At 68.1% G+C, this 22,904-nt stretch carries 21 protein-coding genes; 12 read left to right on the forward strand and 9 right to left on the reverse strand.

Features of this window, described 5'->3' with window-relative positions; genetic code table 11:
- Nucleotides 1-137: 137 nt before the first annotated feature.
- Complete coding sequence (locus V6R91_RS05640; protein ID WP_336394600.1) at nucleotides 138-812, reverse strand: TetR/AcrR family transcriptional regulator; 675 nt, start codon at nucleotides 810-812, stop codon at nucleotides 138-140.
- Between the two features lie 117 nt (nucleotides 813-929).
- Between V6R91_RS05640 and V6R91_RS05645 the strand changes: the two genes are divergently transcribed.
- The 9 genes from V6R91_RS05645 (at nucleotide 930) to V6R91_RS05685 (ending at nucleotide 10,828) form a co-directional block, all read left to right on the forward strand.
- The gene (locus V6R91_RS05645; RefSeq protein WP_336394601.1) at nucleotides 930-1,931 is read left to right on the forward strand and encodes an NAD(P)-dependent alcohol dehydrogenase; all 1,002 of its coding nucleotides are present in this window, start codon (nucleotides 930-932) and stop codon (nucleotides 1,929-1,931) included.
- A 95-nt stretch (nucleotides 1,932-2,026) separates the two neighbouring features.
- Nucleotides 2,027-2,515: a DUF6326 family protein gene (locus V6R91_RS05650; protein WP_336394602.1), complete on the forward strand. Its 489-nt coding sequence runs from the start codon at nucleotides 2,027-2,029 to the stop codon at nucleotides 2,513-2,515.
- 87 nt (nucleotides 2,516-2,602) lie between these two features.
- The gene (locus V6R91_RS05655) at nucleotides 2,603-3,019 is read left to right on the forward strand and encodes a DUF6153 family protein (protein ID WP_336394603.1); all 417 of its coding nucleotides are present in this window, start codon (nucleotides 2,603-2,605) and stop codon (nucleotides 3,017-3,019) included.
- A 91-nt stretch (nucleotides 3,020-3,110) separates the two neighbouring features.
- Nucleotides 3,111-3,698, forward strand: a complete 588-nt coding sequence (locus V6R91_RS05660; protein WP_336394604.1) for a DUF305 domain-containing protein — start codon at nucleotides 3,111-3,113, stop codon at nucleotides 3,696-3,698.
- Nucleotides 3,699-3,896: 198 nt separating this feature from the next.
- Nucleotides 3,897-4,091 carry a hypothetical protein gene (locus V6R91_RS05665; protein ID WP_336394605.1) on the forward strand — a complete coding sequence of 65 codons (195 nt, stop codon included), beginning with the start codon at nucleotides 3,897-3,899 and terminating at the stop codon, nucleotides 4,089-4,091.
- A 124-nt stretch (nucleotides 4,092-4,215) separates the two neighbouring features.
- Nucleotides 4,216-4,788, forward strand: coding sequence for a dihydrofolate reductase family protein (locus tag V6R91_RS05670; RefSeq protein WP_336394606.1), 573 nt, complete (start codon nucleotides 4,216-4,218; stop codon nucleotides 4,786-4,788).
- 246 nt (nucleotides 4,789-5,034) lie between these two features.
- Complete coding sequence (locus V6R91_RS05675; protein ID WP_336394607.1) at nucleotides 5,035-9,399, forward strand: Ig-like domain-containing protein; 4,365 nt, start codon at nucleotides 5,035-5,037, stop codon at nucleotides 9,397-9,399.
- A 91-nt stretch (nucleotides 9,400-9,490) separates the two neighbouring features.
- Nucleotides 9,491-10,111, forward strand: a complete 621-nt coding sequence (locus V6R91_RS05680) for an SGNH/GDSL hydrolase family protein (protein ID WP_336394608.1) — start codon at nucleotides 9,491-9,493, stop codon at nucleotides 10,109-10,111.
- Between the two features lie 30 nt (nucleotides 10,112-10,141).
- Nucleotides 10,142-10,828 carry a GntR family transcriptional regulator gene (locus V6R91_RS05685; RefSeq protein ID WP_336394609.1) on the forward strand — a complete coding sequence of 229 codons (687 nt, stop codon included), beginning with the start codon at nucleotides 10,142-10,144 and terminating at the stop codon, nucleotides 10,826-10,828.
- Here the strand turns inward: V6R91_RS05685 and V6R91_RS05690 are convergent.
- From V6R91_RS05690 to V6R91_RS05725, 8 genes are all read right to left on the reverse strand, one after another.
- Nucleotides 10,804-11,664, reverse strand: a complete 861-nt coding sequence (locus tag V6R91_RS05690; protein WP_336394610.1) for an amidohydrolase family protein — start codon at nucleotides 11,662-11,664, stop codon at nucleotides 10,804-10,806. The genes V6R91_RS05685 and V6R91_RS05690 overlap by 25 nt on opposite strands.
- Entirely contained in the window at nucleotides 11,661-12,602 is a 942-nt protein-coding gene (locus V6R91_RS05695) for an aldo/keto reductase (RefSeq protein WP_336394611.1), read from the reverse strand. The genes V6R91_RS05690 and V6R91_RS05695 overlap by 4 nt, the downstream gene beginning before the upstream one ends.
- The gene (locus V6R91_RS05700) at nucleotides 12,572-13,360 is read right to left on the reverse strand and encodes a ribonuclease activity regulator RraA (protein WP_336394612.1); all 789 of its coding nucleotides are present in this window, start codon (nucleotides 13,358-13,360) and stop codon (nucleotides 12,572-12,574) included. Before V6R91_RS05700 ends, V6R91_RS05695 begins: the two co-directional genes overlap by 31 nt.
- A gap of 46 nt (nucleotides 13,361-13,406) precedes the next feature.
- Nucleotides 13,407-15,347: a hypothetical protein gene (locus V6R91_RS05705; protein ID WP_336394613.1), complete on the reverse strand. Its 1,941-nt coding sequence runs from the start codon at nucleotides 15,345-15,347 to the stop codon at nucleotides 13,407-13,409.
- Nucleotides 15,348-15,350: 3 nt separating this feature from the next.
- A complete protein-coding gene (locus V6R91_RS05710; protein WP_336394614.1) occupies nucleotides 15,351-16,310 on the reverse strand; it encodes a carbohydrate ABC transporter permease in 960 nt (319 codons plus the stop codon).
- The gene (locus V6R91_RS05715; RefSeq protein WP_336394615.1) at nucleotides 16,310-17,248 is read right to left on the reverse strand and encodes a carbohydrate ABC transporter permease; all 939 of its coding nucleotides are present in this window, start codon (nucleotides 17,246-17,248) and stop codon (nucleotides 16,310-16,312) included. Before V6R91_RS05715 ends, V6R91_RS05710 begins: the two co-directional genes overlap by 1 nt.
- Before the next feature lie 69 nt (nucleotides 17,249-17,317).
- Nucleotides 17,318-18,577, reverse strand: a complete 1,260-nt coding sequence (locus V6R91_RS05720) for an ABC transporter substrate-binding protein (protein ID WP_336394616.1) — start codon at nucleotides 18,575-18,577, stop codon at nucleotides 17,318-17,320.
- A gap of 142 nt (nucleotides 18,578-18,719) precedes the next feature.
- The gene (locus V6R91_RS05725; protein ID WP_336394617.1) at nucleotides 18,720-19,514 is read right to left on the reverse strand and encodes an IclR family transcriptional regulator; all 795 of its coding nucleotides are present in this window, start codon (nucleotides 19,512-19,514) and stop codon (nucleotides 18,720-18,722) included.
- 174 nt (nucleotides 19,515-19,688) lie between these two features.
- Between V6R91_RS05725 and V6R91_RS05730 the strand changes: the two genes are divergently transcribed.
- The 3 genes from V6R91_RS05730 to V6R91_RS05740 are packed head-to-tail and all read left to right on the forward strand — an operon-like array spanning nucleotide 19,689 to nucleotide 22,853.
- The gene (locus tag V6R91_RS05730; protein WP_336394618.1) at nucleotides 19,689-20,618 is read left to right on the forward strand and encodes a carbohydrate ABC transporter permease; all 930 of its coding nucleotides are present in this window, start codon (nucleotides 19,689-19,691) and stop codon (nucleotides 20,616-20,618) included.
- Nucleotides 20,615-21,508, forward strand: a complete 894-nt coding sequence (locus V6R91_RS05735) for a carbohydrate ABC transporter permease (RefSeq protein WP_336394619.1) — start codon at nucleotides 20,615-20,617, stop codon at nucleotides 21,506-21,508. Before V6R91_RS05730 ends, V6R91_RS05735 begins: the two co-directional genes overlap by 4 nt.
- A gap of 58 nt (nucleotides 21,509-21,566) precedes the next feature.
- Entirely contained in the window at nucleotides 21,567-22,853 is a 1,287-nt protein-coding gene (locus tag V6R91_RS05740) for an extracellular solute-binding protein (RefSeq protein WP_336394620.1), read from the forward strand.
- Nucleotides 22,854-22,904 lie beyond the last annotated feature (51 nt).

The following is a 22,904-nucleotide window of genomic DNA, read 5'->3' on the forward strand; positions in this document are numbered from 1 at the left end:
GAGACGGCCGAGCCCCGCGGCACCGGGGCCGCTCGATTCCCTGCAGGGCCTCCGGCCCGCGGCTGCAACCGACCGTCGCCCCGTGCCGACGCTTCTTCGTCATCGGGCGACGACCCGAGAACGTTCCGGGGGCGTCGCTACGCGGGGGCTCTCAGGGGCTCGAGGGCGGCGAGGACGAGGTCGAGGCCGAAGGTGAACTGCTCCGTCGGGTCGAAGCCGGCAGCGGCAAGCGCCGCGGCGGACTCGTTGAGGTAGGGGAACTCGTCGGGAGGAAGCTGGGGGAGGTAGACGTCCTCGGCCATGTCCGCGAGCTCATCGGCGGTGTCGAACGGCAGGCTGGAGGCCTGCAGTGCGAAGCCGTAGACATAGCTGTCGAGCAGCCAGTTGGCATGCGTGGCCATCAAGACGGAGAAGCCGGCCTTGCGCAAGCAGGCGATGACCGCTTCGTGGTGCCGGAGGTTCGCGGGCCCCGGCGACGTCCGCGACTCCATCAGGCCGATCGCCCACGGGTGGCGTGCGAGAGCCTGGCGGGCGGATATCGCCCGCCGTCTCATCGCCGATTGCCAGTCCGTCTCTTCGGACGGGAGCTCGATCTCCTCGAAGACGACGTCGGTCATGGCATCCAGCAGCTCATCCTTGTTCGCTACGTAGTGGTAGAGCGACATCGCGCCCGCCTCGAGCGCGTCGGCGAGCCGGCGCATGCTCAGCCCGTCGACTCCCTCGCGGTCGGCGAGCCGGATCGCCTCGAGCACCACCCTGTGCTTGCTCAGACCCGCGGCTGAAGCGGCCTGGCGTCGTGCTCTCGCAGGCATGGGTCTCCTCGGTCACTCGAACGGCTTGACAATCGTACAGCGTACGCCTATCGTACAGCGTACTAGTACGGTGTACGAGACAGCGAGGGTCGCTGTTCGACCGTGAAGGAGGCATCCGTGCACGTCGAGCAGCGATCGAGGGCGGCGACGATGCGGGCCGCCGTCCAGCACCGTTACGGCCCGCCGTCCGTGCTCGAGGTGCGCGAGGTCGGGATCCCGTCGCCGGGTCGAGGCGATGTCCTCGTCCGGGTGCGCGCGGCCTCGGTGCATCCCGGCGACTACTTCGTCATGACCGGCGAGCCGTACGTGGTGCGCCTCGTGTTCGGGCTCCGCCGCCCGCGCCACGGCATCCCCGGCAGGGACCTCGCCGGCGCGGTGGCGGCGGTCGGAGAGGGCGTCACCGCTCTCCGTCCCGGCGACGAGGTGTTCGGCTGGAGCACCACGGGAACGCTCGCCGAGTATGCCTGCGTCCCGGCGGACCACCTCGTGTCGGTGCCCGCCAACGTGTCGGTCGTGGACGCGGCAGCGGTGCCCACGTCGGCACTGACGGCGTTGCAGGCGCTGCGCAGGATCGCGGACGTCCGACCGGGCCAGAAGGTGCTGGTCACCGGCGCGTCGGGTGGTGTGGGCTCCTTCGCCGTCCAGATCGCCAAGGCTCTCGGGGCCGAGGTGACGGGGGTGTGCAGCGCCGGCAACGTCGAATTGGTCCGCTCACTCGGGGCCGACCACGTCGTCGACTACACGACGACCGACTTCACCTGCGGCGAGAAGCGCTACGACGTCATCCTCGACAACGTGGAAGCCCAGCCGCTGGCGGCTGTCCGCCGAGCGCTGACGTCGACCGGGGTCCTCATTCCCAACAGCGGGCGCGGTGGCCGGTGGCTCGGCCCCCTCCTCCGGATCGTCAGAGCGCGCCTGCTCTCGCTGTTCACCCGTCAGCGACTGAGGCCTTTCACGTCGGTCGAGAAGCGTGAGGACCTGCTCGCCCTGGCTGACCTGATCGCGACCGGGCAGGTCATGCCTGTCCTGGATCGCACCTACCCTCTCGACGACGCAGCCGGTGCCCTCCGCCACCTGGCGTCCGGCCACACCCGAGGGAAGGTCGTCGTCACCGTCTGACGACCGAGCCGACCCGAACGACCAACCCGTGCCTCTGCACGCTCCCACCTGCCGCCAGTCCGGCGGACGGACCGCCCCTCTCGAAAGAAGAAACGATGACCATCCGAATGACAACCGCGAACCTGCTCGAGGCCCCGCCGGTCCCCGTGCGAGCCAAGCTCGCCGCCGCGTGGACCAGCTTCATGTTCCTGTACGTCTACGTCGACATCCTCAACTTCTACAAACCCGGCGTCGTCGACGGCATCCTGAACGGCCTCGTCTGGAGGTTCGAGGTCAGCTCGGCATTGCTGACCGTCATGCTCGCGTCCGTGGCCATCCCGGCCGTGATGGTGATGCTCTCCATGACGCTGCCCGCCCGGGTGAGCCGCCCCGTGAACCTCGTCGTGGCATCGCTCTACATCCCCTATTCGGTGTTCAACGCTGCAGGGGCCACCTGGGAGTGGACCTTCTTCTACGGCCTCTCCATCGGAATCGAGGTGCTGCTGCTGGCCTTCATCCTGCGCTCCGCCTGGACCTGGCCTCGGATTCCCGCCGTACCGGCCGGTCCTGCGACGACCGACCTCCGACAGGGAGCTCGCCCGTAGGCATCCGTCTTCGTCACGGTCCTGCCAGGCGGCTTGAGCGCCGAGGGATGCGGACGATTACCCTCGAGATGAGGAGGTGGGATCTCGATGATCGCTCTCGCGCAGCATCTTCGTCGCAGTCCGTCCGGGCTCGGCCGTTCTGTGCTGCTGCTCATCGCCCTCACTGCCGCCCTCATCGCCGGGCTGCTGGCGATGCACACCCTGCATGCGCCCACCGCCCACGCCGAGCCTGCCGCGGTTGTGTCGGTGCTGGAATCCGGCGCGGGCCACGGCCACGACATGCCACAGACCGATACCGGCTGCGCGGACTGCGGCGGGCACGACGCCATGCTCGCAATGGCGTGCGTGCTCGCCCTGCTCGTCGTGTCGCTCCTCTTCGTCTTGCCTCGCGCGGGCCCCACGTGGACTGCCGGGCTCGGTCGGGCCCGACCCCGCCTTTTCGTCGGCCGGACTGCGCGGTGCCGGCCACCGTCTCTTCTCGTTCTCTGCATCAGTCGTACGTGACGGCAACTCGCCGGCCTTCGTGGAGGTCAGCACGCTTCCGCGCTCGATCAGACGATCCTGCGCGCCACACAGACGACTGAGGAGAAACCAAGTGAAGAACCGTGCCGCGGCGACCGCCGCGATCACCCTGGCAGCCCTGCTCGCCCTCGCCGGGTGCACCGGCACCGCCGGGAACGGCGGGATGGACAACATGCCCGGAATGGGCTCATCGGCATCCCCTGCCGCCGACGTGAACAACGCCGACATGCAGTTCACGATGATGATGATCCCGCACCACGAACAGGCCGTCGAGATGGCCGACATGATCCTCGCGAAAGACGGCATCGACGAGCGCGTCATCACCCTGGCCGAGCAGATCAAGGCCGCCCAGGGCCCCGAGATCGAGCTGATGGAGTCGTGGCTCGATGACTGGGGCAGCCCTATGGGGGACATGGACGGAATGGACCACGGGGGGATGATGTCGGGCGCCGACATGCAGGCCCTCGAGGACGCCACCGGAGTGGAGGCATCCCGCCTCTTCCTGGAGCAGATGATCGTCCACCACGAGGGCGCCATCGACATGGCGCAGGCCGAGGTCGACAACGGTGAGAACGCCGATGTGATCGCCCTCGCAGAGGACATCATCGCCTCGCAGACCGCCGAGATCACCACGATGGAGGACATTCTGACGACACTGTGATCGTCAGGGGCCGGCTGCGCCCGGTAGCCGGCCCCTGACGACAGATCCCACCAGCGCGGGACGTTCGACCCAACGGGATAGTGCCGTCCCGACGCACCATGAAGGCAAGGACCGACCACCTGGTCGGGCATGAGGGGCAGTCGGCTCATGATGTACGGAAATGGCTTCGGGTGGGGCTGGATGTGGTTCGGCGGCGTCATGCTGCTGCTCATCTTGGCGGCACTCATCATCTTGATCATCCGTGCCGGGACGTCGGGCTCCTCCCCGCGCCGGGAGCAGTGGACGCCGTCGGCGAACACGGCCCGTCAGATCGCAGAAGAACGCCTTGCGCGTGGCGAGATCACCCCGGACGAGTTCCGGCAGATCTCACGTGCGCTGGATGAACGGACCTGACACCGCCCGTCCGATCCGGCTACGGTGACAGCGTGAAATCTCCGACGCGAGTCCGCGCTGTCTTCGGTGCCGCTGGGTCGGTGGCCGTCCGCTGCGGGTGTTCCACCACATGCGGGGGAACACGATGAGGCCGCTTCGATATGCGATCAACGTCACGCTCGACGGCTGCTGCCACCACGAGGCCGGGCTCGCCCCCGACGAGGAGTCGATGCGCTACTGGACGGCGGAGATCGAACGAGCCGACGCCCTCCTCTTCGGCCGGGTGACCTACGAGATGATGCGGTCCTTGTGGCGGCGGCCGGCGACGGGCACCTGGCCTGACTGGATGAGGGAATGGGAGACCCCGTTCGCCGAGGCCATCGACCCGGCGAAGAAGTACGTCGTGTCGAGCACGCTGCGAGACGTCGACTGGAACGCCGAACTCCTGCAAGGCGACCTGGGACAGGCCGTTCAGCGGCTGAAGCAGGAGCCGGGCGAAGGCCTGTTCGTGGGCGGTGTCACGCTTCCGCTCGCATTGGCCGACCTGGGGCTGATCGACGAGTATCTGTTCGTGGTGCAGCCCATCGTCGCCGGACACGGGCCGACGCTGCTCGCCGGCCTTCGCGAGCGCCTCCAGCTCGAGCTCGTGGAACGCCGCGATTTCCGGTCCGGCGCGGTCGCCCAGCGGTACCGGCATCTGGGAGCTGTCGCACGCTGACGACGACGCTCTTCTCACACTGATAAAGCCGCCTGAGGGCTCGATCGCTGCGTATGCGGCGGCTCGCGCCGGGCGGCTGCGCGCCTGCGCCTCGGATGCGCCGAGCTCTTGATAGGCGATTATCGATTAGTGTAATGTCGCGCTCGTTCCGCCTTCGCCACCGCCGCGGAGAGGGACCAACCCGTCAGGAGACCGCGTCGTCGCGGTCGCACACGAAAGGGCTGGAACATCGCGATGAAGCGATTCTTGTCAGTACTCGCGCTCGTGGGCACGTTGGTCGCCGCGTCGGCGACCGCCGCTCATGCCGCGCCCGACCCGCAGACCACCGCACACACCGAACTCTTCGTCGCTCCGGACGGTGATGACGGCGCGAGCGGCACGATGGACGCGCCGCTGCGCACCCTGGAAGGTGCGCGCGATGCCATCCGCGCGCTGAAGTCGTCGAGTGGTCTGCCGGAGGGCGGCGTCACCGTGTCCCTTCGTGAGGGCGTATACCCACGCGCCGAGGCGTTCGAGCTCGGCGCCGACGACTCCGGCACAGCGGACGCCCCCATCACGTACCGGTCGTACCCGGGCGAGACCGTCACTCTGACGGGAGGCGTGCAGCTCGACTCAGCCGGCTTCGAGCCGGTCGCCGACGAAGCGGTGCTCACCCGCATCGTCGACGAGTCGGCTCGCGGTCGGGTGATCGGGATCGATCTCGCCGCAGCCGGCATCACCGACTACGGCCAGCTCAGCCGCCACGGGTATTGGAAGGCGAACGACGTCAGCTCGGTGCCGCCCATGGAGCTCTACGTCGGCGGCGAGGGCATGACCCTGGCGCGCTGGCCCAACGAGGGGGGCACGGTGCAGATGGACGAGATCATCGACGCGGGACCCACGCGAAAGGACGCCGACCTGCAGGAGCGGGGAGGCACGTTCAGCTACACGTACGACCGTCCGCAGCACTGGACGCAAGCCGACGACGTGTGGCTCGACGGTATCTTCGGATACAGCTGGGAGTGGTCGTACAACAAGATCGCCGCCATCGACGCCGAGGCCAAGACGATCACGCTGCGCTACGGCGAGATGTCGGGGCTCATGAAGACATGGTTCGAGGATTTCCACTTCGCCGAGAACCTCCTGGAGGAACTCGACGCTCCGGGCGAGTACTTCATCGACCGTGCCACCGGGATGCTCTACCTGATCCCGAACCAGGCGTTCCTCGGCGGCGCGGACGCGACGGTGACGATGTTGAGCGAGCCGATGCTGCGCACGGACGGAACGTCGCATGTCGCGTTCGAAGAGCTCGTTCTCGAGTACGGCCGCGCGAACGCGGCGGTCATCCTCGGCGGCAGCAACGTCACGATCGAGCGCAGCGACATCCGGAACTTCGCGGACGGCGGTGTACTCATCAACTCGCCCGGCCGCTACACCTACGACGGCATCCCGGTGAACCGGGGCGGACGTGATCACGCGGTCATCGACTCGCACCTTCGTCACATCGGCGGGGTCCCGGTCGTGCTGCAGGGGGGCGACAAATCGACCCTCGAGCCGGGACGCAACCGGGTCGAGAACTCGCACATCCACGACTTCGCGTACTACCACAAGGCCTACAACCCCGGCGTGATGTTCGATGGCGTCGGCAACATCGCCCGGAACAACGAGATCCACGACGCTCCGCACCCGGGCATCATCGTGCACGGCAACGATCACCTGATCGAACGCAACGACATCTACGACGTCTGCAAGACGTTCCAGGACCTCGGCGCGATCTACATGAACGCCGGAGCGACGCCGCAGCAGCGCGGCACGATCATCCGGCAGAACTACTTCCACGACACCGGCATCGGGCGGCTCGGCGTGGAGGGCATCTACCCCGACAACCTCACGATGGGGCTGACGATCGAGGAGAACGTCTTCTACCGGATGGGCAACGACGCGATCAAGAGCGGGTCCGGCGACTACATCACCGCGCGCAACAACGTGTTCGTCGACACCCACGTGCCGTACGACAACTACGAGATGTGGATGGGCGATCAGCCGGGCAACACCGTCGACACGTCGTACATGCCGGGGTGGGTCGAGCTCTTCGAGGCCAACAACGGCTTCGTCGGCACGCCGTACGCCGAGAAGTACCCGGAGCTGCTGACGTTCTTCGACGAGAACCACTACTTCCCCGCGAACAACGTGTTCGAGCGGAACGTGACCTGGAACCCGACACTCAGCCGGTCGGGGCAGGTGAACGAGCACGGGGCACGTGATGTGAAGAACCTGATGAACTACGCCGACAACTGGGTGACGGGTGAGGACCCCGGCTTCGTCGACTGGCAGGCGGGCGACTTCCGCCTCCGCGAGGATTCGCCCGTGTTCGACCGCATTCCCGGATTCGCGGCGATTCCGTTCGAGCTCATCGGCCCGCAGGGCAAGATCGGCCTGCCGCACGCACCGGATTCCGTCGCCATCGAGAGCATCCACCTTCCGGCGGAGCAGCTGACCGTCGATCTGGGCAAGACCGCGCGCTTCGGCGCCGAGATCGTGCCGTGGAACGCATCGAACCCTGCGGTCGACTACGTGTCGAGCGATCCCTCTGTCGCGACGATCGACGCAGCGGGCACGATCACGGCGCTTCTGCCGGGTGAGACCGTCATCACGGCGACCTCCCAAGCCGATACCGCGATCACCGATCAGGCTGTCGTCGTGGTCGCGGACGGCGACGGAGTGATGCACACGACAGACTTCGAGTCCGGGGCGAACGGATGGCCGGTCGACCCGAACCGCTCGATCGTCGAGGACGCCGACGGCGAGCATTGGTACCGCATCAAGGGCGGCGCCAACTCGCAGTTGCCCCGCAACTTCACCGACTATGTACTCGACTTCAAGGTGCGCACACCGGCGGTCGTACCCGAAGGCGGGATCATGCTCGTCTACGACCGGACCGGCTCGAACCCCGGCGGATATGTGCGGTACCGGCACGCTGAGGCAGGCCCGACCTGGACGATCTACGGCGCGCAGTGGCAGACCTTGAAGGAGGTGACGATGCCCGCCGGGTCCGGCTTCACTGCCGACTCCGTCTACGACGTGCGGCTCGTGGTCAAGGGCTCGGGCGTGCAGGTGACCGTCGACGGCGAGCCGGTGATCGAGGGGCCCAATCCCTCGGCGACGGCGTCCGGAAAGGTCGGCTTCTACGTCGAGAGGTTCACGGCGCTCGACTTCGACGACGTGACCTTCTCCATCGTGCCGACGGCTGTGACCGGAATCGACGTGTCGCCCGATCTGGCGACGCTGGAACCCGGGGAGCGACTCACACTCGATCTCTCGGTAACGCCGTCCGACGCGACGAATCCTCGTGTCGAGTGGGCTTCGAGTGCGCCGGACGTCGTGACCGTCGACGAATCGGGCACCGTGACGGCGCTCGCCGCAGGGCAGGCGACCATCACCGCGACATCGGCGGCGGATGCCTCGTTCACGGCGACCTCGACCATCGAGGTGCAGGCGGCCGAGCATCCGGTCATCGATCTCGTGAACCCGCTGCTCGATCCCGCCGGCTGGCCGACCGCGGACGCGGTCGACTTCGATGAGGGGACGCTCCGGATCGACGCCGAGGGCGTGTTCGGCTACGCGCCCGAGACGTTCGGGAGCGGCCTGCTGCGTTTCAAGGCCGCCGTGGACGCATTCGACGGCGGATGGTACGGCTTCGCCGTCCGCTCCGACCGCGCGGGCGACCCGGCGTGGGTGGGCGGCAACAAGGGCTACCTGGTCGTGATCAAAGAGGACGTGATCGAGTTCCAGAGCTGGAAGCCTCAGCAGACCATGATCGACGTCGTCACGAACACCGCAGTCCGTGCCGGAGAGGAGCACGAACTCGAATTCGGCGCCGTCACCGTCGACGGCGGCACACGCCTCGTCCTTCGCGTCGACGGCGAGACCGTGTGGAGCCACCTCGACGCGGGGGCCTCCAACCCGATCGCCGGGGAGGGGTACCTGAACATCTACCACTACGTCGAACAGAATGCGCTGCGACTGCGGCCGGCTGCCCTCGACGACGGTGCGACCGCCGCTCCTGGCAGGGCATCTCTCTCGAACACGAGCGGATGGGAGTACGGTCTGCACGACGGCAACTACGACGTCGTGATGAACCTGTGGCGGGGGACTCCCGGCACGATCTTCCGCCTTTACGAGAACGGTGCGCTCGTCTCGACGCGCGTGCTCGACTCGACCGGAACGATGTCGCAGAGCACCGGCGTCACGTTCACGGGCAAGCCCAACGGCACCTACGTCTACACCGGTGAACTCGTGAACTCCCAGGGCGTGACGGCGACGACGTCCACAACCGTGCAGGTGAGCCATGCCGCGCCGGGCGTGCCGACGGTGTCGCACGACAACAAGGACCGCGACGGCTCGTTCACGGCGAAGGCCGACCTGTGGTGGGGCACCAACGCGACGTCCTACCGGTTCGAGCTGAACGGCCAGGTCGTCGGTGAGGGCGAGCTGATCGCGGCGACGCCGGGCGCGCAGACCGCATCGGTGCAGGTGACGGGGATCGCGCCTGGAGAGCACACGCTGGTCGCCGTCTTCGCCAACGCCAACGGCGAGACCGCATCCAAGGCAGTCAAGGTGACCGTGCGGTGAGCCGGCGAAGGGCGCGGGGGAGGGGGAGCGGTGCCCCCGCCCCCGGGCCCTGCCTAGGATGGCGCCAGACCCGCGAAGGAGCGACACCGGAATGACCTCACTCGAACCCACGCTCGTCTTCGTCGGCGACTCGATCACGGACGCCGGGCGCGACCGCGCAGACGCAAGCTCGCTCGGCGACGGCTACGTCCGCATCGTCGCCGACGAGCTTGCGCGCCGCGGGACACCCGCACGCGTCGCCAACGTCGGCATCGCGGGCGATCGCGCAGTCGATCTCGAGAGACGATGGCAGACGGATGTCACCCCGCACGCCGCGCGCGTGTTGACGATCTTCGTCGGGGTCAACGACATGTGGCGTCGATTCGACAACAACGATCCCACCACCGCGGAGGCCTTCGAAGCCACATACCGACGACTTCTCGATGCGTGCGGTAGGGCGGAACGCCTGATTCTCATGGAGCCGTTCTTCCTCGCCACCCGCGTTGAGCAGCGGGCGTGGCTCGACGACCTCGACGCCAAGCGTGACGTCGTTCGCGCGCTCGTTGCGGAGTCGGGCGCCGCCCTGGTGCCCCTCCACGAGACCATGACGGCGGCAGCGGCCGCGGAGGGGGTGGCGGCCCTTGCACCGGATGGCGTGCATCCGACCGCTCGCGGATCGCGGCTCATCGCCGAGGCGTGGCTGGCCGCATACGACGCGGGGCGCCGGAATTAACGATTCTCGATTATGAAGTACTCTGAAGAGATGACGGACCCGCTCCATTCGCTCACTGGACTCAAGCGCGGGCTCCTCTCGGATCAGATCTACGACCTCATCAAGGCCATGATCAAGGAGGCGACGCTCGAGCCGGGGGAGCAGCTCGTCGAATCGCAGCTCGCGCGTCGCCTGCAGGTGAGTCAGGCCCCCGTGCGCGACGCGCTCAAGCGTCTGTCGCACGAGGGGCTGGTGACGCACGTCCGCCACCAGGGGAACTTCGTCGCCAGCTACACGCCGGAGGATGCGGAGCAGGCGAAGGTCGCGCGCGCCGCGTTGGAGGAGCTCGCAGGCGAGCTCGCGTGGCACCGGCTCGACGACGCGACGCGCACGACGCTCGAGTCGCTCATAGACCGGATGCATGAGGCTGCCGGTGAGCGAAACCTCAGCGAGTTCCGGGAGCTCGACTTCACCTTCCATCGCACCGTCATCGAGGCGAGCGGAAACGCCTACCTGCCACGCATGTGGGACATCATCGAGCCGAGCCTGCGGTCGATGCACGTGCTGGGCGACCCCGAGTTCGCGGGCGACTGGCACGAGGTCGCCGAATGGCACCGGAGCCTGCTGGACCAGCTCAACAGGGACGACCGGGATGCCTGTGCCGCGCTGTTCCGCGCGCATGCGGCCGGCACGCTGCTAGACGGCACCGACGGTCAGCCTCGCGAAGGCAGCTCGTAGACACGGGCGGCCGTGTCCGCCCAGAATTCGCGCCGCTCGGCGTCAGTGAGGCGGGGGAGCGCTGCGTCGGTGCGCTCTACGATCTCGCGGTAGCCGGCGAACCGCGCACTCACAGGCCAGTCGCTGCCGAACATGACGCGGCCGGCACCGAAGACGTCGACGGCGTGCCCGACCGCAGCACGCAGGCGCTCGGTCTCGGCCGGACCGGATCGTACGAGTCCCGACACCTTGGCAGCCGTCGCGGGCTGTTCGGCGAACGCGGCCAGCGCCGAGCGCCAGTCGTCACCAGGGTCGTCGCCGCCGATGCCGAGATGGCACAGCACGATCCGCAACCCAGGGTGCCGGGCCGCGAGAGCCGCAGCGGCGGGCAGCTGCTCGGCGCGGAGGAGAAGCTCCAGCACCCGGTTGCTCGCACTCAGTCCGGCCGCGAGGTCGTCTAGTCTCGGCACGTCTGCGAGATCCAGGGCGCCCGCCGGAGTCGCGAGACGGATTCCTGCGACGCGGGCCCGCAGATCGCCGGCGTCGATGCGATCGATGACGGACTGCGCCATGCCCGCCCAGGCCGCGGCATCCGCTCTCGCGTCGTACTGCAACACGACGGCGCGGATGAAGGAACCGAGTGCTGCCGAGGACGTCAGCCACTCCGCTTCCTGGACCGTGTCGGCCGCCTGCACCGCGATCGCTCCCGCGATCGGCGCCGGCGCGGCGACGGTGACATGACGAAGCTCCCCGAGCGCGGCTCTGCGCGGCAGGCCGAGCGCCGGACGCCACCATGACAGCGGATGCCGATCCGCATCCCACAGGTGCACGTGCGCGTCGAGGATCGACGTCGTCATCCGCGCTCCAGTTCCTCCCACAGCGCGGCCGGCATGTCGACTGCGGCGCCGTCGGCGAAGTCATCGACTTCGACCGGTGTGCGGGCCCCGATCACGACGGCCTCAACGGCCTCGCGGCGCAACGGGAACCGCGCGGCCGCGTGCCGCAGCGCGACGCCGCGGGCGGCACATGCCCCGCGCAACCGCCGCGCGCGGTCGACCAGGTCGGAGGGTGCGGGCTTGTAGTCGAAGTACGGCGCGGTCTCGGGGTCGGCCAGGATGCCCGAGTTGAACACGCCGGCGGCGATGACGCCGACTCCGTGTTCCCGCGCGGCGGGGAGCAGGTCGGTCTCCGCCCTGCGGTCGAGCAAGGTCGTGCGGCCCGCGATCATGACCACGTCCACCGGCGCTTCGCGCACGAATCGCGTGAGGGGGCCGCTCCACACCATGCCGACGCCGATCGCGCGCACGACGCCCTGCGCGCGAAGCTCCGCCAGAGCCGGGAGCGCGGTGCGCAGCGCTTCGTCGACGTCTTCGGGGTCGTGCAGATACAGCAGATCGACGCGGTGGGTGCCGAGGCGGGCGAGACTGCCTTCAAGACTCCTCAGCACGCCGTCGCGGCTCAGGTCACCGACGGTTCCCGCGCCGACGGCGCCGGGTGCGAGATCCTTCCCGTCTCGGTCGACGATTCGACGCCCGACCTTCGTCGCGATCACGACGGAGTCGCGCTCGACCGCGGTCAGGGCGCGCCCGAGCCGCTGCTCGCTCACGCCTGCACCGTAGTGCGGGGCGGTGTCGAAGAAGCGGATGCCACGGCTCAGCGCACGTTCGATCGTCGCCACCGCGTCGGCCTCCGCGACGCTCTCGTACAGGTTGCCGATGGGGGCGCAGCCGAGCCCCATCGTGTCGGAGGCCTCGTCCGCGCGGATCAGCGGACGAAGGTCCGGGCGGAACGCCACGACTCGTACTCCTCACGGGTGTCAGGCGTGAGGGGGTAGTAATCGCTGAGCCGGGCCCCCTCGTCCAGGCGGTGCCGGCTGAAGACCTCCCACTCCTCGTGGTCGCGCGCCGAGGCGATGACCTCGTCCGCCATCGCCTGCGGGATGATGACCGGCCCGTCGTCGTCTGCCACGACCAAGTCGCCCGGCAGGCAGAGGGCGCCCCCCACCGCGACCGGCACGTCGTAGGCCCAGGGGAAGAGCTCGGACTGCGACGCGTAGTGCGGCGTCGAGCCCGTCGACCAGACCGGCAGGCCGAGATCGCGGATGCGGCCGGAGTCGCGGATGCGGCCGTCGACGATGATGCCCGCGCCGCCCTTCCGCTGGAAGTAGCGCGCGAGGATGTCGCCGATGCAGCCGGAGAACTGGCTGCCGTACGCCTGGATCACGAGGACGTCGCCCGGCTGCACGGTCTCCATGACGGCCCACAGTGCGGTGTGACGCTCGACATACTCCTGTCCCAGGCCGGACGCGAGGTCTTCGCGCTGCGGCATGAACTGCAGTGTGATGGCCGAGCCGACGACGCGTTGCCCGGGTGCGAGCGGCCGCGGCCCTTCCACGAACGAGCGGGAGACGCCGAGGCCATGCAGCTTCGCACACGCCGTCGCGGCCGACACCCGGTCGAGGCCGAGGATCGCGTCGGCGCTCGCGCGTTCGAATGCGTCGCCACGCACCGGCAGTCGCAGACTCGGTCGGGGCAATGGAGAGATGTCGGTCATGTGGTCCTCCTCGAGAGGGTCGATCGATCGTGGGCGGGCCGGGGGATCACCCGGCTGTCCCGATCGGGGCGTGAGCGGCGGTGCCGACGTGGTGCGGGCGCCCGGGGGCGGGAGCGGTGATGAGCGTGAGGTCTGCGCGGTGCGAGGGGGGCAGCTCGACCAGCACGTCGGGAGCGTGGACCTCCGCCGTCGTCACGACGGGGGAGCCGACCGTCGAGGCGTAGGCGGTCGAGCGGCCGGGCCAGTCGGCGTCGCGCGCGCCGCGCGATGCGACCGCGGCCACGACCTGCTGGCCGAAGCGCGAGGGGCGCACGCGCACGCGACGCGATCGCGTCGACGACAGATTCACGAGCTGCAGCTCGACACGGTCGCCGTCAAGGCGCGTGACAAGCGCCGCGACGTCCGGCGGGAGTCCCGGCCGGTGGCGGTCGGCGTCCTGATAGGCCACGGCGGCGAACGGCAGTCCGCCGTTGTAGAGGACCTGCGGTGTTCCGGTGATCAGCTGACCGAGGACCTCCGTGACGACGGGGTTCACGCGCTGCCAGAAGTGCAGATGCACCGCCGCGGGATCGAGCACCTCGGTCTGCATCACCGCCATGCGCCGTGCCACCTGACCGAGCGCCATCGACAGCGCCTGGACGGGGTAGTCGTCGAGCTCACCCTCCAGGAACGAGATCCACGGGGCCTCGTGCCCGGCCTCCGCCTTGTCGCGGAACGCCTTGACAGGCTCGTCGGTGGCCGGGAGTCCGTCGATCACGCGACGCAGGCGCGCGCGGTCGCCATCGTCGCGGGACCACCACCAGAGCCACGTCGGTAGCTCCAGCGGCATCGGGCCGTAGTCGAACCAGCCGTGGCGACCGTGCCGATACGGCACGAGCAGCGCCGGCTTCACGGCATCCGCTCCCAGTCTCGCGAGGGCTCCACCGCGAAGGCTGAACCGCGTCTCCGCGACGGGCGCCGTGATCGCACGGTCCAGCACGGTGTCGAGCATCGTACGCGTGAGGTCGAGCGCGCCGTGATCGCCCGAGACGAGCGACGCGTTGAGGCCGCCGATGAGCGTGCTCATGCCGACGGAGTGCAGACCGTGCGGCCAGGTCCACCCGTAGTGGCCGCCGTACCAGCGTCCTTCGTGCAGCCCGCCGACCGTTCCGTCGGGTGCGACGTTGTCGGGCAGGAGGCCACCGTTGCCGGCTGCGCGCTCGCGCCACCCGTCGACGTATCGGATGATCCACTCGGCAGACGCGGTGTCGCCGTCGTAGAGCCATCGGTTGGCGGCGAGGCTCGTAGCCGCGAGATTGACCGGCACGTCCCCCACCGCGAGGCGCTGCATCTCGCGACCCATCGCCTCGGCGAGGGCGGGATCCTCCAGGTCCTCCCACCGTTCGACGCCCGGCACGTGCTCGAGGGGGAGGCCGTACGGTCGCATCTCATGCTGGCCGGCGGAGTACGCCTGCCACTCGGGTCCGAGCCCGTCGAGCGGACCTCGCGCGCCGGTGTGAGGCGCGCGGATGATGTTCCGGTCCGGGTCCCAGTTGCCGCGAGCGGGGTCGGTGTACAGCTCGGCGAACCGCCGCGCCCGCTCAGCGAAGGCGTCGTCGCCCGGGTCCGCGGCGCACAGCCCGTACAAGAACAGGAGCGATTCTCCCTGGTGGAACCAGTCGTAGCCGTTCTCGTACTCGTCGGTGAGCATCCCGGCCTCGGTCAGCTGGCGTGTGACGCCCTCCCAGTGATGCTTCGCCTGAGCGAGGATCTCATCGCTGCCGCCGAGCGCGTAGAAGGCCGGCCAATTGAAGAAGGGTTCGTACAGGTCGTCCACGCCGTCGCGCGAGTCGAAGCCTCCGGCGCCGCGGATGCGCCCGTCGGGTTCGCAGTACTCCGCGGAGAACGCGCGCCATGCGGCTTCGATCTCATCGAAGAGGCGACGCTCCAGCACGGCCCATGCGGGGACCTCGCGCAAGGGTGTGGTCAGGATCCGGACTTCAGGCACGGTTCAGCCCTTCGTGGCCCCGGCGACGAGGCCGCCGATGATGTGGCGCTGCATGATGATGAAGAAGATCACAGCAGGCGCGATGGCGAGCAGGAGTGTGGGGAAGACGGTCGTGTAGTCCGTCGAGAACTCCCCGACCGCCGCGTAGACGCCGGTGGTCACGGTGTAGATGCCCGAGCTCGGCCCGAGGATCACCTGCGGGCTCACGAAATCGTTCCAGACGCCGATCGAGTTCAGGACGATCACGGTCGCGACGATGGGTCGCATGATCGGGAAGACGCACGACCAGAAGGCCCGAATGCGCCCGGCGCCGTCGAGAGCCGCCGCCTCGTCGATGTCGCGTGGAACGGTGCGCAGGTACGCAGCGAACAGGAAGATGGTGACCGGCAGCGTGGCCGCGGTCTCGAACAGGATGAACCCCGGGATGGTGTTGATGAGCCCGAGCAGGCGGAGCACGAAGACGACGGGAATCAGCGTCACCTGGCCGGGGATGAACAGCCCCGACACGAACAACAGCAGCAGCGCGAGGTGCCACTTCGAGCGGCCCCGGGCGATGACGTAGGCGACGGGCGCCGCCAGTGCGATGCAGCAGATGTTGACCAGCGCGACGAACAGCAGCGTGATGCCGTAGGCGCCGATCACATTGAACTTCTCGCTCGTGATGGCCTGCAACAGGAACTCGACCGTGAACATTTCGGGACTGATGGCCAGCGGATGCCGCAGGATGTCCTCCTGCGTCTTGAAGGCGCTGATCACCATGATGTAGAAAGGCACGAGCATCACGAGGGCGCCGGCGCCGAGAACGATCCACTTGAGCGCCGCCGCGAGCGTGGAGGCGCGCATGCTCCGCGGTCCTGTGCGGGCCCCGGGGCGGCGGCGCCGGCGGCTTCCGCCGACGTTGCGGGGATCGGCGAGCATGAGCTCCGCGGCCGGATTGACCGAGGTCTGTGTCGTCAGTGTCATCAGTCGGTCACCTTCTTCTCGGCCCCACGGCGGGCGAGTGTCACTGACAGGCCGAGGACGGCCGTCACGATCAGCAGGATCACCGATTGCGCGGCGCCGAAGCCCAGGTTCGCCTGCGCGAACGAGTCCTTGAGCACCTGGTAGACGATGGTCTGCGTCGAGCCCGCCGGCCCGCCGTCGGTGAGCGCCAGCACGATGTCGTAGGTCTTGAGCAGGCCCACCAGCGTGAGCACAAGGTTGACGGTCAGCACGGGGGCGATGAGCGGGAGGGTGACGCTGCGGAACTGCTGCCAGCGCGTCGCGCCGTCCACGGTGGCGGCCTCGTAGTACTCCGCGGGAACCGACTTGATGCCGGCGAGGAAGAGGATCATGTTGAAGCCGAAGTGCGACCACACGATCGTGAGGATGACGCTGGCCTTTGCGAACGTCACGTCCGTGAGGAACGGCAGTGCGGGGATGCCGACCTGCCCGAGGAGGCTGTTCACGACACCCTGCGGTGCGAGCATCGCCGACCACAGGAAGCCGATGATGAGCGCGCTGATGATGTACGGATAGAAGAACACGGTGCGAACGAGCGTGTTCGGCCGGCCAGGACCGGCGATGAGCACCGCCGTGGCGAGACCGATGGCGTTGCACAGCACCGTGCCGATGATGGCCACGACGAACGTGAAGATGGCGGCGTTCACCGTGCGCGGGTTCTGGAACGCGTGCAGATAGTTCTCGAACCCGATGAAGTTCAGGTTGACGCTGTACCCGTTCCAGTCCGTCAAGCTCAGCACGAACGCGAGGATCATCGGCGCGATGAACATCGCAAGGAAGACGATGACCGCCGGTGCTGCCATGACGAAGCCGGGGAAGAGGCGGTGCCAGGTCGCGAGCGTGCGGCGACGTTGTTCGGCCGGGTGGACGCGCGGGGCGCGCAGCGCGGTGTCTGCCATCGTCGGTGGACCTCCGGTGAGTGGTGCGTCCGGGGTGCGGGATCACCGCACCCCGGACGGGGAGATGGATCAGCCTGCGTTGGCTGCGAACCAGTCGTCCATGGCCTTCAGGACGGCGTCGGCGGGTGTGCCGCCGAGCAGCGCCTGCGTCTGCGCATTGAGTTCGGTGGAGTACCCGTTGGGAACAGTGCGCTCACCGTATCCCTGGCCGGTGGGGGTGTAGTCGGCCGCGGGGGTGTCCGCCACGATCGCGAGCAGCTCCTCGCCGAGTGGAGTGGTCTCGTAGGCGTAGCCGTCACGGAAGTTTCCGTCGACCTCGAGCTGCGAGGTCACGGCGTCCTCGTCGGTGACGAGGAACTCCACCAGCCTGGCAGCCGCCTCCTGGTGATCCGATGACTTCATGATGGAGTACGGACTCGCGATGTTGGCGCCCATCGCGGGGTTGTCGACGCCGCCGACGGCGGGACCGCGGAACACGCCGATCTCGGGTGCATCGGGCGTCTTGGCTTCCGTGCCCGCGAACCAGCTCCCCATCGGGTAGAGCGCGGTGCTGCCCGCGAGGAAGCTCTGCTCGGCGTCGGGGTACTTCACGCCCAGCGCATCGGAGTTGAGGTAGCCCGCGGCCACCCAGTCGGCGTAGCGCTCGATCGTGTCGCCGTAGGTCTCGCTGAACGTCAGCTCGCCGTCGCTCATGCCGGCGAACCAGTCGGGGTGCTCGGCGATGATGCTGGGCAGGCCGAGTGTCTGGAGGGCGTGACTGGACATCCAGTCCCCACCCGTCTGGATCGGGGTCCAGCCGGCGTCCTTGAGCTTGCCGAGAGCCTCGTCGAGCTCCTCCACGGTCGCGGGGAGCTCGGTGATCCCAGCCTCGGTGAACGCCTGCTTGTTGTAGAACCACAGGCTCTGCAACTGCACGCCGATGCCCGCCATGTAGATCTTGCCGTCGATCGAGTACTGGTCGGCGAGCGGCGCCGCTGCCGCCCAGTCGTACTCGGTCAGGTCGACCAGCTCCGGGGCCAGCTCCACCGACGGCGGCAGCGACTGCACGATGTCCGGCGCGTCCCCGGCCGCCAGCAGCCGCGGCACGGCGGCGGCGACGCCTTCGGCGCCGGGGTTCTGGATCACGACGTCGATGTCGGGATTGGCCTCCTCGAACGGTGCGACGAGCTCGTTCCAGAACTCCTCGGTCAGGTTGGGAGTGACGTTCACGAGCATCCGCAGCTCAGCCGCATCGCCGCCATCCCCGCTCGCGGTGGTCGAGCACCCCGCGAGGGTGCACGCGGTCACGGTGACCGCGCCGAGTGCGGCAATGGTACGTCTCTTGATCATCATCGATCCTCTCGTGTGCACGACCTTGGTGTCTGCGGCACGACCTTACACTAATCGATAATCGCTTGCAATGCATTCATCGTGCCTGCAGCTTGCGGGGGCGAGCCCGATCGAGGCGCGAACTCACGCTCCCCGTTCGGCCTCACCACGCTGACGGCTCGACCGGGCCCTGGTAGCCGAGGCCGGAGCTGATGCGATCCGCCGTCTCGATGACGATCCTTCCGAGCTCCGCCTCGCGCGCCTCGAGATCGATGGTGGATCGGGGGCCCGAGATCGACACGGCCGCCACGATGCGACCTGATTGATCCAGCACGGGCGCGGCGACGGAGGCTCTGCCGAGGACGAACTCCTCGACTTCGGTGGCATATCCGCGGCGGGCGCTGAGAGACACGTCCCTGTCGAGGGCCTCGTGCGTGGTGATCGTCGCCTCCGTGTACCGGGCGAGCTGCGGCATCAGCGCCTGTCGCGAGTGACGAGACGTTCCCACGAGAGTCGACTTGCCGATGCTGGTGGCGTGCAACGGTACGCGCTGGCCCATGAGAGTGTGAGACTTCGGCGACAGAGGGCCCTCGAAGTTGCAGAGATAGATGAGCTCGGCTCCCCGCAGCAGCGCGAGGTTCACGCCGAGCCCGAGCTTGCCTGCGAGACTCTGGGCGATCTGCCGCCCTACCCGATGAACCCGATTCTGGTTGATGGCTATACCTGCCAGTGTCAGCAGCTCGGAGCCGAGGAAGTACAGGGTGGTCTGCGGGTCGCGCTCGACCAGCCCTCCCGCCTCGAGTGTGGCGAGCAGTCGCGACGCTGTGGATTGACCGATCCCGGCGGCGCGGGCCACGTCGCCCACGCGCATCGGCTCCCCGCTCACGAACGTCTCGAGGACGGCGATCGCCTTCTCCACGCTCTGGTTCGCTTGGTTCGCACCTTTGTCGGCAGCCATGTGTTCTCCGCTTCGTCGTCGGCCCTGCAAGCACAGCCAGTACAGCACATGTATGCACTATGTGCATAGCAGTTGCGGATATTGCGCACGTCGTGCACTCTGTAGGCGGCGTCCAATCGCGGACGCCCCGCCGATGCTCGCTGACGATGCCCGGCCCGACTGCGAAGGACGACGATGACCACATCCCGCGTGGCCGCACCCGCCGCCAGGCGCATGCGCGGCACACCGCTGAGTGACCGAGCATTCCTGGCGTTCCTGCTGCTGCCCGGCATCGTGCTGCTGTGCACGATCGTGCTCTACCCGCTGATTCGTTCCCTGATCTCCGGCTTCTTCGACGAGAACCTGCTCTATCCGGGGATGACGTTCGTCGGCCTCGACAACATCGTCCAGGTGCTCACGACCGAGTTCGGGCCGCTGCTCGTGCAGACGCTCATCTTCACGGTGGGGGCGACGGTGGCGCCGTTCGTGCTCGGCCTCGCGCTCGCGCTCGTCCTCAACCAGAGCTTTCCTGGGCAGCGTTTCCTCCGCGGCGCATTCCTCATCCCATGGCTGATACCGGGCGTGGTCGTCTCATTCCTCTGGATGTGGATCTTCGACGCCAACTACGGCGTACTCAACGGCATGCTGATGAGTCTCGGGGCGATCGACAGCCCTATCGCGTGGCTCTTCCAGACGGATACGGCGCGGGTGGCGCTCATCGTTGCCAAGACCTGGAACACCTTCCCGTGGATCATGGTGATGCTGCTCGCCGCCCTGCAGACGGTCCCCGCTGAGCTTCATGAAGCGGCGGCGATGGATGGCGCGGGCACCGTTCGCCGGTTCTTCACGGTGACGTGGCCGCACATCCGTGGCGTCGCGGGACTCGTGGTGCTGCTCGAGTTCATTTGGAACTTCCAGCACTTCGACACGATCTTCGTCCTCACCGGCGGTGGCCCCGCGGGCACGACGCAGACATTCGCGACCGAGGTGTACGACACCGCTTTCAGGGGATACGACCTGGGGCACGCCGGCGCACTGGGCATCGTCTGGATGGCGTTGCTGACGGTCCTGGTCGTGGTCTATGTGTGGCTCTCCGAGCGCGGCGAGAAGGGAGCAAGCCGATGACCACCATGACGGCCACGCCCATCGAGGTCCTCGCTCAGGACCCGCCGCCCGTGCAGACACGTCGCCGGCGCCGACGCACGCGCTGGGGGACGTGGATCACGCTCGCCGTCATCGCCTTCTTCGGATTCGCTCCGGTCTACTGGCTGCTGGTCACGTCGCTCACCCCCAGTGGGCTGGTGTTCGCGTTTCCGCCGACGCTGTTCCCCAAAGAGGTGACGTTCGCCCACTACGCGACGGTGTTCGGAAACGAGGCGATCTTCGTCTACTTCCGCAACAGCGTGATCGTGTCGGTGATCACCGCCGTGCTCTCCGTCATCGTGTCGATGTACATGGGTTACGCGTTCTCGAAGTACCGCTTCGCGGGCCGGAAGTCCCTGATGTACTTCGTCCTGTCGAGCCAGATGTTCCCGCAGGCGCTGCTTCTCGTGACGCTGTACCTCGTGTTCGCCCAGTTCGGACTGCTGAACACCTACCTCGCACTCATCCTGTCGTTCACCACGTTCACACTGCCGCTGTGCGTGTGGATGCTGAAGGGATTCTTCGACGCGCTTCCCGACGACCTCATCGAGGCCGCGCGGATCGATGGCGCGGGTCCGTGGCGCATCTTCCACTCGATCGTGCTTCCGCTCGCCGCCCCGGGCCTGGTCGCGGCGGGACTGTTCGCCTTCGTGCGGGGCTGGAACGACTTCATCTTCGCGCTCACCCTTGCCGGGCCCGACCGGCAGACCCTTCCCCCGGGCCTCGTGAACACCTTCATCTCCGAAGCGAGCACGTCGTGGCCCGCGCTCATGGCGGCCTCGCTCGTGGTCTCGGTTCCCGTCTGCATCGCCTTCATCCTGCTCCAGCGCTTCCTCGTCGGCGGGATCACCGCCGGTGCAGTCAAGGGCTGAACCTCACGTTCGTTCCTCTCCCACCATCACCCGATCGCACTGTTTCGAAGGAGAACTCATGGCAAACGACATCTCGCGGCGGTCTCTGCTGCGCTACTCCGTGCTGGGGCTCGGCGGGGCCGCTCTGCTCGGCCTCGCGGGCTGCTCGACCGGAGGCGTCGGCGCCCCGGGCCCGACTCCGGGCGCAGCGGAGCCGACGGACTTCGCGTTCGCGTCGTGGAGCCTGTCCGAGGAAGCGGCCAAACCCACGATCGAGGCGGCGCTCAAGAGCTTCTCGAGCGCCGAGGGCATCTCGATCGACACCAGCGCGTACCCGTACAACGAGTACCTGAATCAGCTCACCCTGCAGGTTCGGGGCGGGCAGTTCTCCGGTGCGGCACAGCTCGACGTCGCGTGGCTGTCGGCCCTCGCTGCTCTGGGAAAGCTGACCGACCTGTCCGCATACACCGGCGACCGCGGCTACACGGATGCCGCACTGGGCGCCGGCACGTCGGGCGGCAAGCAGCTCGGACTCCCGTGGACGATCGGAGCGATCGGCCTCATCGGCAACGCCGAGCTGTTCGACAAGGCGGGAACCTCGCTCACGCCCGGCACGATCGACGAATTCGAGGATGGCCTCCGCGCGTTGAAGGGCATCGGGGTGATCCCCTATGCCGCGAGCACGAAGGCCGCGCAGCTGAAGGACATCGTCGTCTGGATGCAGACCTTCGGCTCGCCCATCATCGAGGACGGGAAGTCGACGATCGGCGACGACGCGTCAGTCGAGGCCGTCGAGTGGTACAAGAAGCTGTACGACGACGGCCTGATCGCGGCCGACGTCGATCGCGCGGCAGCCCGCACCCTCTTCTCTCAGGGCGCCACCGCACTCTACGACGACGCGCCGGTCGGCAAGTCGTCGGTCGTGTCGCAGTCGCCCGATGCCACGCTCGGCGACAAGATGACCCCCCTCGCGCGACCCGTTCTCAAGGGGGGATCCACGCCTCAGCACGTGCTGTGGGGCCACCTCGTCGTCGTCGTCGACGGCGAGGGCGCCGGCACCGCCGCCGAGTTCGCGCAGTGGCTCACGAGCGACCCGCAGCAGAGCGAGGACTACTTCGCCGCACTCGGGCTGCCGCCGACCACCGAAGCGGCGCTCGCCTCCGACACGGTCACCGCGAACGCGTTCGTCCAGGCCTTCACCGAGACCGTGACCTCCACCGCGAAGCCGAGCCCGCTGTGGGAGTACCCGTCCTACGCGCAGATGGAGACCGCGATCGCCGAGCAGGTCCAAGCCGTCCTGATCGGCCAGAAGTCGGCATCCGACGCCATGAAAGCCGCCGGCGACACAATCAACGGCCTCATCTGAACACCCCTCTCCGCTGGCCCGGGCTCGTGCCCGGGCCGGCGACCTCCCATG

This window comes from Microbacterium sp. CCNWLW41, assembly GCF_037083505.1.